Origin of the sequence: Pseudomonas sp. B21-032 (genome assembly GCF_024748965.1) — a bacterium.
Lineage (GTDB): Bacteria > Pseudomonadota > Gammaproteobacteria > Pseudomonadales > Pseudomonadaceae > Aquipseudomonas.
Genome location: NZ_CP087180.1, coordinates 97,533 through 110,602, shown reverse-complemented (window position 1 = coordinate 110,602; position 13,070 = coordinate 97,533). Strand labels below are relative to the sequence as shown.

Sequence of the window (13,070 nt, the reverse complement as noted above, 5' to 3'; positions counted from 1 at the left end):
TTGATGCCATTTTGCTAGATGAAGGCCTCGCTTCGGGGCCTCTCGCAAAATCTCTTTCTATCGACGTGACAGCCTGGCTGTGAAGGACAGGGCTGCGCACGAACGACCGTTGGCATGGTGGGATTATATGGACGTAGTCGGAGACGACCGCGAGTACGAGTGGTCGCTGGATGGGCAACGCTGGTTGCAGGATGCCCACGGCAGGTTCTCCCTGACCCACGTCGCTGGCAAGGCGCTGGAAGGCGATCAGCCTGACCTGGATTTCCTCGTCGGGGCGCAGCAGGCGCCTGACGGGCAGTCCTGGCTGCCGGCCAACTTCCGCCATTGCCCGCAGACCGGCGCGCCCCTTGAACCTGTTCGTTACGCTCCCCAGCAGCGCTGGTTGCCACCTTATGGCAACGGTAGCGGCCGGCGGGTGGTGGAGGGCAGTTGCAAGCTCGATGCTGCCGAGCAGACTGTCGCCGCCGTGTACCAGCGCCTTGATCGCGCCAGCCCGCGCAACCTCAATGCCGCGCGCAAGTTCGACCAGTTGCCGCGCAGCAACGGTTTGAATTTCCTCGTCGCTAACCTCGGCGGCCATCGCGAAGCGCTGTTTGCGCTGGCGCGCGATGGCAGCCTGTTCCGCTGGCAGCGCAAGGCCGAAGAATGGGTCGGAGTGCTGCCGCACAGCACCCCGATCGGTCGCTGCAGCCTGCAAAGCTGGGCCTGGGGCGTGAGCCTGCGCGAGCAGGGCAGCCAGCAATGCCTGCTGCTCGCCTGTGATGAAGGCGCCACCGAAGTGCGCGTCGATCCGCTCGCTGGCCGCTACCACCTGGAGCGCTGCCCTGGCCGCGCTATCGCCGCCCCGGGCGAGCTTGAAGAGCAGGTGCTGATTCCCCAGCAGATGCCCGATGGCAGCTTCTGCGTGGTCGCCCGCCAGAATGATCAGTGGCTCGCACACCCGATTGCCCTGGCCAATCCGCAACACCTGCACAACCTCTCGGCGCCGCTGCGCGACCCGGCCTCGCGGCGCCTGCTGTGGATCGGCGCCCACGGCTACTTGAGCGTCAAGCTCAGTGAAAGCCTCGAAGCCCAATGGCTGAGCTGGCCGCCCGGCGCCCAGGCGCGCCCCGAATATGGCCCGCCGTTCGTCAATGGCTACGGCATCTGGCAGCAACTGTTCGAAGGCAGCGAGCAGTACTGCCTGCGCCTGGATTCGGACGAGCGCAAGGAAGTCAAAGGCTCGCGCCTGAGCACCGGGCAGCTGAACTACATGTTCAACGTGCGCCTGGACGCGCCGTGGGGTGAACACGACGTCGACAACAACCCCGCCGACCGCGAAGTGGTGTACCCGTTCATCGAGTTCAGCGACAACCCGCACCTGCTGTCGTGCCGGGTGCGCTGGCCCTCGAGCCTGCAGCAGTTCTTCGGCAATGAGCAGCCCGTCGAGACCGAGTACTGCCTTGAGCGCATCGGCCAGCCGGCCTTGAGCCTGCTGCTGAAGGTGGCGCAACCGTGGAACGCGCAGTGGTTCTGCTACGACAACGCCCTGTGGCTGTACATCGATTCGACTGGAGCGCTTTACCGATGGAACGCCTGAACCGCCTGCTACGCCACAGCCTGCTGCTCGTCCTGAGTCTGGTCTGCATAAGCGCCCATGCGGCGCCGCTGCGCCAGGTGTTGCTGGTACAGAACTCCGGCTGGATGGAGCCGTTCTACCTCGACCCGGCCTCGGGCTTCAAACCGCTGGTCACGCAACTGGCGGCCAGCGCCGCCGGCAGCGGCGAAGTGGTGATTGGTGCCTTCAACCAGGCCGACAGCAGCCACCCCTCGCCGCAATGGACCTACCGCGGGCCAGGCACCCACGCCAAGCTCGCCGACAACGTCAATGCCCTGAGCCTGGCCCGCAAGGCCAGCGGCGCCTATGCCGATACCGATTTCAAGGAAGCCTTGCTGGCGGCAATCAACACCGGCCTGGAAGGGCGCGAAGGCATTATCTGGATCGTCACCAACAACAAGAACAGCCCCAACAACAGCAACGAAACCCAGCTCAAGAACCGCGAGTTCTACGACCTGCTGCACAAGGAAGCAGTGATCAGCCGCATCGCCGCCTTCCCGCAGAAGATGCCGGTCAAAAGCAGCAATTTCGAGGCTAACGGCCTGATGATCTACGCCCTGGCCTATGGCGCCAACGCCGGTGCCGCGCTCGAGCAGGTGCTGGCCCAGCCGGCCCTGGCAACACTGCTCAAAGACGCCGGAGTGCGCCTCAAGCCACTGACCCAGGCGGCCGTGCGCTTTATTCCGACCGGGGTAAAAGACACCCCGGACGTCAGCGCCGAGCTCGCACCCGACCAGCAAACCGTAGTGCTCAACATCGATGTCGACGGCTCGCCGAAAACCGCGGTGTTGCTGGGCCGCTTCGAGAACCAGTTCAACCCCTACCAGATTCACTCGGCCAAGGTCGCGATGAGCCTCGACATGCCGGGCGAAGCCCTGCAATCGTCGATCTCCCTGGACCGCATCGAAAACCTTGAGCCAGGCGCCCGTTCCGAAGAGCTGTCGATCAGCCTGCAACTGCCGCCGCTGCCTTCGCAGTGGTCCAGCGAAGTGCTGCTGTCCAGCGGCTACCAGCGGGCCGGCGCCATCGAAGTGCGCCTGAGCGAACAGCAGTTGCAGATTTCCCAGCAGTTCATCGAGCGCATGAACGAACTGTTCCCCAACGATGCCTTGCCGGACGTGTTCCTGCCCTCCAGCGAGGCCAGCGCCTCGGCTACCCGCCTGCCGATCGTGTTGCAGATCAGCTACCCGCTGGGCCCGGTGCTGCTGTTGCTGGCCCTGTTCGTGTTCGCCCTGTTCGGCCTGCTGCTGGCCAAGAGCCTGGTCGGCGGCAAGAAGCCGGTCACGGTCATGGTCGAAGGCGTGGCCCAGCAGTACCCGCTCAAGCCGTTCAGCAGCGCCAGCGTCTACGACGCCCGGCAGAACAAAGTCGCGACGGTAAAGCGCGGCCTGTTCGGCGCCACCCTTGAAAAGCTCGCCGCCGACGTCGCCGTGCGCCTCAAATAACCTTAGGACCCTGTCATGACCCAAACCAGCTCCCTGCCAGCCCCAGTAGAAAACGAAGCCGCTCCGGCCACCAGCACCTCCACCCTGAGCGTGCCGACGCCAGTGCTGGACCTGGGCCCGAAAAAAGTCGACAGCCGCGATGCCCTGGTCGGCGTGGCCGTGTTGGTGGTGCTGGCGTTGATCTTCTTCGTGATCAAGAACGCCTACGCCAACTGGCGCGTGCGTGAGCGCGTGGCGCCAAGCCGTGCCAACGCGTCTGGCTGGTTCCTGTTCCTCGGCCTGCTGCTGGTTTCGGCCATGGCGGTGCTGGCAGTAATCAACTCTGGGCAGTTCCTGACCCCGCTGTACCTGGCGCCACTGGCTGGCGTGGCCGGCATTTCGCTGGTGGCCTGGCTGATGACCTTCTCGGCCAAACGCTGAGCCAGGCTTGCTGCGCCCGCGTCAGGCCAGGCCTGACGCTTCAACCGATGATGGATTTAGTACGCCGAGCTGACTCGGCCAGCCCAGCCAGGGCTCATGGAGTTTGAAGATGAACGAGAATGCACAACCTTCCGGCCCGGCGGCGCTGAACGCGGTCAGCGAGAAGATCCACCCGACGCTGTTCATCGCCCTGGGCGGTACCGGCATGAAGGTGAACATCCGCCTGCGCCGGCGCATTCTCAATGCGATCTGGGGCGGCAACAACCAGGTTCAGCAGATTGCCGATTTCCCCCTGGTACAGTTCGTCAACTTCGACCTGGATGCCGGCGAAGTCACTCAGGACGGCAAGTCGATCAAGACCGACGTGCTCGCCGAGCAGGTCGCCTTCACCTCCGAAGAAAAGATCATCGAGCCGCTCAACCTGAGCAAGTACACCCACTCGATGGACGAGCTCAACCGGCACCGGGAAGTGGCCGAGTGGTTCCCGCTGACCCCGGACAAGATCCGCGCCCTGGGTATCGACCCGTCCAAGGGTGCCGGGCAGATCCGCGCGCTGTCGCGCCTGTACTTCTACGACAAGTACCCGGTGATCCGCGACAAGCTGCGCGACAAGGTCAACCGCCTGCTGGCCAACATCGGTGGCCATGCCGACAAGCTGAAAAAGCTCGGCCTGGAAATCGACCCGGGCAAGATCCGCATCGTCATCAGCGGTTCGGCCGCCGGCGGCACCGGTTCCGGCTCGTTCCTCGACATGGGTTACCTGGCCAAGGCGATCCTCAAGGAGAACAACATTGCCGGCAAGGTCGACCTGTTCTTCGTCCTCCCCGGCGGCTTCCATGCCTTCAACACCGAGCGCGTGCAGGCCAACGGCTACGCGGCACTGATGGAGCTGGAAACCAGCATGCGCGGCAACCGCCTGGTCAAGCACTGGGACGCAACCGACAACCTGTTCATCGACAGCCGTCCGTACGACGACGTCTACATCGTCGACAACAGCAACTTCGCCCAGGCCAAGACCAGCGACCAGGAAGACATCTACGAGATGCTGTCGGACGTGCTGTTCACCGACTTCACCTCCCAGGACTTCGCCAACAAGAAGCGCTCGATCGCGGTCAACCAGAACCAGCACAAGATCCGCTCCTACACCGTGCGCCTGCCGCAGGACTACGGCGACGATACCGAGCTGCGCTTCCCGTGCTCGTACTCCGCGCTGGGCCAGGCGGTGCTCGACACCCAGATCGATGCACGGCAGAACGTGCGCCTGAGCCGTCAGGTGCAGCAGATGCTCAAGGCCTTCTTCGGCATCGCCAACGCCGCGGCCAACGACAACCGGCCAACCGACCGCGAGCGCGATGACTTTTTGCGCGAGCAACTGAACGTCACTGCGCGCACCTTCACCGAGCTGCCGGACTTCCTTTCCAAGGTTGAGCTGACCCTGGCCACCGGTGAGTTCACCCACTATCAGGTGGCTGACGACCTGCTGCTGGTCGAGGGCGACAACAGCGTCACCGCGCAGATCGAGCAAAAGGTCGAGATGCTCTTCGAGCGCCTGCAAAATGGCGGCGCCGACAAGGACCAGTGGCTGACCCACGTGCGTGAAATCCAGCAGCAGCTGGAGCGCGACACCAAGGGCAGCAACATCGACAGCGCCGAGCGCAACCACGAAGTGCGCATCAAGGAAAACCGCCAGCGCCGCCTGGCCGAACTGGTACGCGAAGACGCCCTGCCGGAAAAACTCTTCCGGCGCCTGGACGACGATGAGCGTGGCGGCCTGGATTACACCCTGGCGCTGGTCGAGATGCTCAAGGACCGCCTCGAAAACGAAGGCAGCGGGATCATCCCGGCGCTGGAAAAGAACGCCGCGCGCTTCAAGGAACTGGCCGAGAAGCTGGAGTCCTCGGAGCTGGCCCGCGAGTTCGAACGCCTCAAGGAAACCACCGGCGGCGGCCTGATGGCCCGCCTGAGCGGCAAGGACAAACAGGCCGAGACCGTACTCACCCAGGTCAAGGACACCTTGCGCGACAGCCTGCTGTTCTACGTGCGCCATGTCGCTGCCCGTGAAGCGGCGCAACTGCTGCGCGAGCTGTCCGAGTGGCTGGGCCGCAAGGAGTCGGTCGACCACAGCGGCCGTGCAGTATGGAACGGCTTCGTTGGCCGCCTGCAGGACGGACGCAATGCGGTTGACCAGCTGTTGCGCCGGATCGAAACCGATATCAGCAAGATCGACGCCAGCATCAAGGAAAAACACGCCACCCTGATCCCGCTGGCACTGGTGCAAAGCAGCGAGGAACAGGTCGTCGATGGCGCCCAGGTGCGCGAGTGGGCCAAAGACGCCTTCAAGGACTTTGGCGGCTCCAAGGTGCTGTTCGGCAAACTGCAGGACGAAGAGGGCCAGGAAGAATTGCTGGGCAAACTGCGCAGCAAGGCCGTGCAGCAGTTGCCCAAGCAAAACCAGGGCATCGACCCGCTGCTCAGCGCCCTGGCCGCGCTGACCCCGGACGAACAGCGGGAAAAATTCCGTCAGCTACTGCAACGGGCCATGCCTTGGGCGCCGCTGAACCTCACCGGCGGCTTCGGCATCGTCAAGGACCGCTACACCTGCCTGGTGGGCGTGCAGGATGCCAACGAATTCAAGCGCACCTACGGCGCCATGCTCGCCCAGTGCCTGCCGCAGGGCACCGGCATGACTGCCGGGCAGATCCAGTTCGTCGAGTCCGGCACCCCGGGCAAGCTGATCTGCTTCACTGAGCTGAGCGGCTTCCCGCTGCCGGCCCTGACCCCGCTGCCGACCTACCTGGCCAGCTACCGCAAGGAAAGCACGACGATTCCGCTGCACAGCCACAAGCGTATCAGCCAGTTCGTACAGCCGATCCAGTTCACCCAGGAGCAGTACCGCCAGTTCGCCGAAGACTTCAAGCTGTACCTGCACGCGGTGGCCGTTGGGGTGTTGCGGCGCAACCCGTCGGAACGTTACGAGCTGATGATCGACCAGGACTACTTCAGCATCGGTGACGAGTTCGCGATCCGTCAGAACGGTCTGAACCAGGTGCAACGCAAAGACATCGAAGACCAGTTGCGCCAGCGTTACGAGCAACTGCGCAGCCCGCAGCAGCTGGCGGCCATGGTCGCGCTGTTCGAAGACCTGCGCCGCGGCGCCTACAAGCCGCAGATGCGCCAGAACGAGCTTGGGGTGTCGTCGCTGTACCAGACCTTCCCGTACAAGATCGCTGAGCTGCTGAAGAACGAGTACGACAACCGCCTAAAGCGCCAGGCCCCGGATACCGCAGAACGCCTGGTAGAGCAGGCGCGAGCGCTGCTGGAGCAATTCGCCGAACCGGTCAACGGCTCACGCGCCGATGTCTATCGCGACGAAGTGCATGACGAGCACAGCGAAAAACGCACCCTGCGCAAGGAGTGCTTCAGCAGCGGCTGGCTCGACGCGCTGTTCCAGCCGGCCGCCAGCGCCGCACCGGCACCGATGCCGGGCATGGCTGCGCCACCGCCAGGTGTTGCCGGTATCGCGCCGCCACCGGTGGCTACGCCGCAGTTCAGCTATCACCTGAGCGTGGCTGGCAGCAACTACGGCCCATACACCAGCAGCCAGCTGCAACAGTATGTGCAAACCGGCCAGATCACCCGCGACAGCCTGCTGTGGCGCGAAGGCATGGCCGCCTGGCTGAGCGCTGGGCAGATCCTCGAGCTTGCCCATCTGTTTGCCCCGGCCCCTGCTGCGGCGCCGCCGGTAGGCACGCCACCGCCCGTCGCGCCGATGGCGCCACCGCCTGTGAACTGAGGAAGGCCTGAGCCCTATGTCCGCATCTGCGAAAAAACCGGCCTTTCCCCTCAACTGCGCCAATGGCGAGTGTGGCAAGGCCCTGTGTGGCCCGGTGCTGTTCTGTCCATATTGCGGTGCCAGCAGCCAGGTGGTGACCAGCGCACCGGTTGCCGCTCCGGCAGCCGTGGCAGCGGCCGTTGTCGCGAGCGAAACGCCGACAGCCCCGGCACCGGTGGCCAAAGCGCCCGAGCCGCCACGGCAGGTGACCATCTCCAGCGCCGAGATCGAGCGCGCCGTGGCAGCCACCGCGCCGCCGCAAGCGCCGGTCGTGGCCCAGGTGAGCAAACCACGCAATGTCGCGCGCCAGGCCGCGCTGGCCATCGCCGTGCTGGTTGCGGTGGGTGGTTATGCGGCCTATCAGATGAACGCTCGCAAGGCCTTGCAGCAGTTCGAGGCAGAACTGGCCGCAGGGCAGGGCTGCCTGCGCCTGAACCAGTACAACTGCGCACTGGAAAAGGCCGAAAGCGCCCTGCGCATCGAAAGCAAGGACCCGCGCGCCATCAGCTTGCTGCAACGCGCACAGGCCGGGCTAGAGGGTCAGCAACGCGATCAGCAGGCCCAAGCCCAGGCCGCCGCCGCTGCCGCAAGCGCTGCAGCAACGCGCAAGGCAGCAGCCGAACAGGCGCAGCGCGAGCAGCAAGCCCGTGAGCTGGCGGCCAAGGAGCAACAGCTTCATGACGAACAGACCCAGCTTGCCAAACGCCAGCAACAACTGGAGCAGCAGGCGCGCTCGGCACCGCCAGTACAGCCGCGGGTGGCACCTGTTGCCCGGCCGGTGCAACGACCGGTGGCGCCGGCAGCCAACGCCGGGTTGGTGGGCCAGCAGCTGAGCCAGGCGCGTAGTGCCCTGGCCCGCCGCGACGGCGCCACCGCGCGCTCACTGGCCAACCGGGTGCTCAGCCAGGATCCGGGCAACCGTCAGGCGCAGATCATCCTGCGCCAGGCCGAACAGCTGCGCGGTCAGTCGTTCAACACTCCCAAGGGCCTGGGCGGGGTGATCATCGAGTAAGCCGCTGAAAGCCTAGAGCGTCTCCCCGGGCTCGCCGGGCAGATGCTCGTCCAGGTGCAACCAGGGTAGGCGGCTATCGATCCAGATATGTCGGTTCGGTGCCGCCAGCTGCGGCTGGTCGAGAGTGGTCACGGTAACATCGATGCTCTGCGGGCTCAGATCGGTGGTCAGCGCCACATGCGCCCCGCACCGGCTGCAGAAATAGCGCACGCAACTGGCAGACGAGTCGTAGCGCTGCGGCGTACCGCTCAACCATTGGAAATCCTCGCAACTCACCGTCAGCCAGGTGATTAGCAAACCACCACTGACCCGTCGGCACACCGAGCAATGGCAGTGGGCAACATCCGTCAACGGACCTTGAATCCGGTAGCGCAGGGCGCCGCAATGGCAGCCGCCTTCGTACGTATCACTCATCGCTCCCTCCTGTTGCTTACAGGCTGATAACCAACAATGCACCTCTCGTCGGCTTTGGGCCAGCGAAAGCTGGCTGAAAGCTTCCCACCTTAGGATTGCCACCACTACCGGCACAAGACCGGTCAGCCAGGGCCCCGTTCGTTGCATGCGGCGCCCGGCCCAATTAACAACAACAATGGTGATACTGATGCTTTCCTACGCCCGCCTCCCTGCAGCACTCCCTCCGTTATTCCACGCGCTGCGCCCTGTGCGCTGATCCGCCCGAATCGTTCTTCCTTCGCCGCGCTACGCCTGGAGTACTCCCATGCTGACCTTCCTCGGCTTTGCCATGGTCATCACCTTCATGTACCTGATCATGACCAAGCGCCTGTCGGCCTTGATCGCGCTGATCCTGGTACCGATCCTGTTCGCCCTGTTCGGTGGTTTTTCCGCCAAGATCGGCCCGATGATGCTCGAAGGCATCAGCAAACTGGCGCCGACCGGGGTCATGCTGATGTTCGCGATCCTGTATTTCGCCCTGATGATCGACTCCGGCCTGTTTGACCCGGCCGTGCGCAAGATCCTCAAGCTGGTCAAGGGCGACCCGCTGAAAGTCTCGGTCGGCACTGCCGTGCTGGCCCTGGTGGTGTCGCTGGATGGCGACGGCGCCACCACTTACATGATCTGCGTGGCCGCCATGCTGCCGCTGTACAGCCGCCTGGGCATGAGCCCACGGATCATGGCCGGCCTGATCATCCTTGCCGGCGGCATCATGAACATGACCCCCTGGGGTGGCCCGACCGCGCGCGCCGCCAGCGCCCTGCATGTCGACCCCTCGGACATCTTCGTACCGATGATTCCGGCGATGCTCGCTGGTGTCGTCGCCCTGTTGGCGATTGCCTACGCCTACGGCAAGCGGGAACGCGCGCGCCTGGGTGAACTGCACCTGCCCGGTGATGAGATCGATCACAGCGAAATCAGCGTTTCGCAGTTCCCCGACGCCCGTCGCCCGAAACTGCTGTGGTTCAACGGCGCGCTGACCGCCGTGCTGATGGTCTCGCTGATCATGGGTCTGCTGCCGCTGCCGGTGCTGTTCATGATCGCCTTCAGTATCGCCATGATCGTCAACTATCCGTGCCTGCAGCAGCAGAAAGACCGTATCGCCGCCCATTCGGGCAGCGTGCTGGCGGTGACCGGGCTGATTTTTGCCGCCGGTATCTTCACCGGCATCCTCTCCGGCACCGGCATGGTCGATGCCATGTCCAAGAGCCTGCTGGCGGTCATTCCTGATGCGCTGGGGCCTTACCTGGCGGTGATTACCGCAGTCGTAAGCATGCCGTTCACCTTCTTCATGTCCAACGACGCCTTCTACTACGGGGTGTTGCCGGTACTGTCGGAAGCGGCCAGCCACTATGGCATCTCGCCGGTGGAAATGGCCCGCGCGTCGATCGTCGGCCAACCCGTGCATCTGCTCAGCCCGCTGGTACCCTCTACCTACCTGTTGGTGGCCCTGGCCGGCATCGAGTTCGGCGATCATCAGCGCTTCACCCTGAAGTGGGCAGTGCTGATCTGCCTGTGCATAATGCTCGCCGCGCTGCTCATGGGAATTTTCCCCCTGTTCAGTAGCCTATAAGACAACAGAATCACCTAACCGCTGCCGCGCCCCATCGCCTGGGGCGTTGTGCTTACATCGTTCGAAGGAATACACATGGAATGGCTGACCAGCCCAGAGATCTGGGTTGCCTTTTTTACTCTGACGGCGCTTGAGATCGTTCTCGGTATCGACAACATCATCATGATCTCGATCCTGGTCAGCCGCATGCCCAAGCACATGCAGCAGCGCACCCGGATCTTCGGCCTGGCGCTGGCCATGGTCACCCGCATCCTCCTGCTGCTGTCGATCACCTGGGTCATGCGCCTGACCGCCGACCTGTTCGTGGTGTTCGGCCAGGGTATTTCCGGGCGCGACCTGATCCTGTTCTTCGGCGGCCTGTTCCTGTTGTGGAAAAGCTCCCAGGAGATCTACCACGGCCTGGAAGGTGAAGACGAAACCAGCGACGAGCCAAGCGGCGCCGGCGGCAAGTTCTTCTACACCATCATCCAGATCGCCATCATCGACATCGTCTTCTCCCTGGACTCGGTGATTACCGCGGTGGGCATGGTTTCCCACGTACCGGTGATGATCGCCGCGATCGTCGTCGCCGTGCTGGTGATGATGCTCTGCGCCGGCGCCATCAGTAACTTCATCGACAAGCACCCGTCACTGAAGATGCTCGCCCTGTCGTTCCTGATCGTGGTCGGGACCGTGCTGATTGCCGAATCCTTCGACGTTCACGTACCCAAAGGCTACGTCTACTTCGCCATGGCGTTCTCGCTGGCGGTCGAGGCGATCAACATCAAGATGCGCACGGCCATGGCCAAGAAGAAGCAACAGAGCGATCCGGTGAAACTTCGCAAGGACATCCCGGGTCAGTAATCCCGGTGCTGGTGAAAAGGGCCCTGCGGGGCCCTTTTTTTCATCTTGCGTCATGACAGTTTTGTTTCAAAGGCTGGCGTGGCTATGCGATGCTGGCGCCACGGCCATTGGCCGACTACAGCTTAAGTGAGCACTGGGAAAAACCGCCTGGCAGCAGGACAGGCTCACGGCATCATCCATTTGCCCCGCTGGGGCGCACAACAGGGGGCCTTTTCAATGCTGACCCTGCTCAATCTGCTTTCCGCCGTGGCGTTGCTGATCTGGGGCACGCACATCGTGCGTACCGGTATCCTGCGGGTGTACGGCTCGAACCTGCGCCGGGTACTGAGCCAGAACATGTCCAAGCGCCCGCTTGCGTTTATCGCCGGCATCCTGGTCACGGCGATGGTGCAAAGCAGCAACGCCACGGCAATGCTGGTGACCTCGTTCGTCGGCCAGAGCCTGATGGGCCTGACCCCGGCGCTGGCGATCATGCTCGGCGCCGATGTCGGTACCGCGCTGATGGCGCGGGTGCTGACCTTTGACCTGTCATGGCTGTCGCCGCTGCTGATCTTTCTCGGGGTAATCTTTTTTCTTTCCCGCAAGCAGACCCGCGCCGGGCAACTGGGCCGTGTCGGTATCGGCCTGGGCCTGATCATCCTCGCCCTGCAGCTGATCGTCGAAGCGGCGGCGCCGATCACCCATGCCCAGGGGGTGAAAGTGCTGTTCGCCTCGCTGACCGGCGATATCCTCCTCGATGCCCTGGTCGGCGCCCTGTTTGCCCTGATTTCCTACTCAAGCCTTGCCGCCGTGCTGCTCACCGCCACCCTGGCCGGCGCCGAGCTGATCAGCCTGCCGGTGGCCATCGGCCTGGTCATTGGCGCCAACATCGGCAGCGGCCTGCTGGCCTTTCTCAGCACCAGCATGCAAAACGCCGCCGGGCGCCAGGTGGCACTGGGCAGCTTGCTGTACAAGCTGATCGGCCTGGTGCTGATCATTCCCGTGCTGCATCCGCTGGTGGCGTGGATGGACAGCCTGAGTTTCAGCCCCCAGGAGCTGGTGATCGGCTTTCACCTGCTCTACAACACCCTGCGCTGCCTGATCCTGTTGCCGACGGTGACGCCCATGGGCCGCCTGTGCAGATGGTTGCTGCCCGAGCGCGAAGAAGCCAACGGCCGCGCCCGCCCGCGTCACCTCGACGCGACCGCACTGACCACGCCAAGCCTGGCCCTGGCCAACGCGGTGCGCGAAACCCTGCGCATGGGCGACCTGGTCGACAGCATGCTCGATGCCATGCTCAACGTGCTGCGCGGTACCCAGACCGCCATGACCCAGCAGATGCGCGGCCTGGGCGAGGACGTCGAGGCGCTGTACAACGCCATCAAGCTGTACCTGGCGCAAATGCCCCGCGAAGACCTCAGCGAGCAGGACAGCCGGCGCTGGGCCGAGATCATTGAGCTGGCGATCAACCTCAAGCTGGCTGCCGACCTCATCGAGCGCATGCTGCGCAAGGTTCAGCAGCAGAAGACTTCGCAGCGCCGCGAGTTTTCCGAGGTGGGCCTGGAAGAACTGACCGGCCTGCACAGCCAGTTGCTGTCCAATCTGCGCCTGGGCCTGTCGGTGTTTCTCAGCGCCGACCCGGAAAGCGCCCGCCAGCTGCTGCGGGAAAAACGCCGCTTCCGCGCCCAGGAGCGGCGCCTGGCCCATGCCCATGTCAGCCGGTTGCAACGTAAAGTGGTGCAAAGTATCGAGACCAGTTCGTTGCACCTGGAGCTGATCGCCGACATGAAACGATTGAACTCCTTGTTCTGCAGCAGTGCCTATGTGGTATTGGGCGGCGCCGATACTGGCGGCCTGCTGCTCGACAGCGTGCCGGACGACGCTCATTCACCGTGATCGCGACACCCCAAGAACTC

Annotated in this window: 9 protein-coding genes; 8 read left to right on the top strand and 1 reads right to left on the bottom strand. The window is 63.9% G+C overall.

What is annotated here, in order from left to right; all coding sequences use genetic code 11:
• The first annotated feature begins 127 nt into the window (after positions 1-127).
• The 5 genes from LOY54_RS00525 (at position 128) to LOY54_RS00505 (ending at position 8,306) form a co-directional block, all read left to right on the top strand.
• Positions 128-1,579: a hypothetical protein gene (locus LOY54_RS00525; protein ID WP_258608763.1), complete on the top strand. Its 1,452-nt coding sequence runs from the start codon at positions 128-130 to the stop codon at positions 1,577-1,579.
• The gene (locus tag LOY54_RS00520) at positions 1,567-3,042 is read left to right on the top strand and encodes a hypothetical protein (RefSeq protein WP_258608761.1); all 1,476 of its coding nucleotides are present in this window, start codon (positions 1,567-1,569) and stop codon (positions 3,040-3,042) included. Before LOY54_RS00525 ends, LOY54_RS00520 begins: the two co-directional genes overlap by 13 nt.
• A gap of 15 nt (positions 3,043-3,057) precedes the next feature.
• Complete coding sequence (locus LOY54_RS00515) at positions 3,058-3,462, top strand: hypothetical protein (protein ID WP_045200613.1); 405 nt, start codon at positions 3,058-3,060, stop codon at positions 3,460-3,462.
• 109 nt (positions 3,463-3,571) lie between these two features.
• Positions 3,572-7,255, top strand: a complete 3,684-nt coding sequence (locus LOY54_RS00510) for a tubulin-like doman-containing protein (RefSeq protein WP_258608759.1) — start codon at positions 3,572-3,574, stop codon at positions 7,253-7,255.
• Between the two features lie 16 nt (positions 7,256-7,271).
• On the top strand, positions 7,272-8,306 hold the full coding sequence (locus LOY54_RS00505; protein ID WP_045200615.1) for a hypothetical protein: 1,035 nt from the start codon (positions 7,272-7,274) through the stop codon (positions 8,304-8,306).
• 12 nt (positions 8,307-8,318) lie between these two features.
• On the opposite strand, the gene LOY54_RS00500 is transcribed toward LOY54_RS00505, so the two are convergent.
• Entirely contained in the window at positions 8,319-8,720 is a 402-nt protein-coding gene (locus tag LOY54_RS00500; protein ID WP_093377550.1) for a GFA family protein, read from the bottom strand.
• A gap of 304 nt (positions 8,721-9,024) precedes the next feature.
• On the opposite strand from LOY54_RS00500, the gene LOY54_RS00495 reads away from it, so the two are divergent.
• The 3 genes from LOY54_RS00495 to LOY54_RS00485 all read left to right on the top strand — a co-directional run bounded on the left by LOY54_RS00495 (position 9,025) and on the right by LOY54_RS00485 (position 13,050).
• Positions 9,025-10,332, top strand: coding sequence for a CitMHS family transporter (locus LOY54_RS00495; protein WP_045200619.1), 1,308 nt, complete (start codon positions 9,025-9,027; stop codon positions 10,330-10,332).
• A gap of 75 nt (positions 10,333-10,407) precedes the next feature.
• Positions 10,408-11,175, top strand: a complete 768-nt coding sequence (locus tag LOY54_RS00490) for a TerC family protein (protein ID WP_045200621.1) — start codon at positions 10,408-10,410, stop codon at positions 11,173-11,175.
• Positions 11,176-11,391: 216 nt separating this feature from the next.
• Positions 11,392-13,050, top strand: coding sequence for a Na/Pi cotransporter family protein (locus tag LOY54_RS00485; protein ID WP_195885389.1), 1,659 nt, complete (start codon positions 11,392-11,394; stop codon positions 13,048-13,050).
• Positions 13,051-13,070: the final 20 nt, after the last annotated feature.

Excerpts from the sequence above, each read along its gene's own strand:
- LOY54_RS00520 (WP_258608761.1), top strand. The coding sequence starts at position 1,567 with ATGGAACGCCTGAACCGCCTGCTACGCCACAGCCTGCTGCTCGTCCTG.
- LOY54_RS00485 (WP_195885389.1), top strand. The coding sequence starts at position 11,392 with ATGCTGACCCTGCTCAATCTGCTTTCCGCCGTGGCGTTGCTGATCTGG.
- LOY54_RS00515 (WP_045200613.1), top strand. The coding sequence starts at position 3,058 with ATGACCCAAACCAGCTCCCTGCCAGCCCCAGTAGAAAACGAAGCCGCT.
- LOY54_RS00500 (WP_093377550.1), bottom strand. The coding sequence starts at position 8,720 with ATGAGTGATACGTACGAAGGCGGCTGCCATTGCGGCGCCCTGCGCTAC.
- LOY54_RS00510 (WP_258608759.1), top strand. The coding sequence starts at position 3,572 with ATGAACGAGAATGCACAACCTTCCGGCCCGGCGGCGCTGAACGCGGTC.
- LOY54_RS00495 (WP_045200619.1), top strand. The coding sequence starts at position 9,025 with ATGCTGACCTTCCTCGGCTTTGCCATGGTCATCACCTTCATGTACCTG.
- LOY54_RS00525 (WP_258608763.1), top strand. The coding sequence starts at position 128 with ATGGACGTAGTCGGAGACGACCGCGAGTACGAGTGGTCGCTGGATGGG.
- LOY54_RS00505 (WP_045200615.1), top strand. The coding sequence starts at position 7,272 with ATGTCCGCATCTGCGAAAAAACCGGCCTTTCCCCTCAACTGCGCCAAT.
- LOY54_RS00490 (WP_045200621.1), top strand. The coding sequence starts at position 10,408 with ATGGAATGGCTGACCAGCCCAGAGATCTGGGTTGCCTTTTTTACTCTG.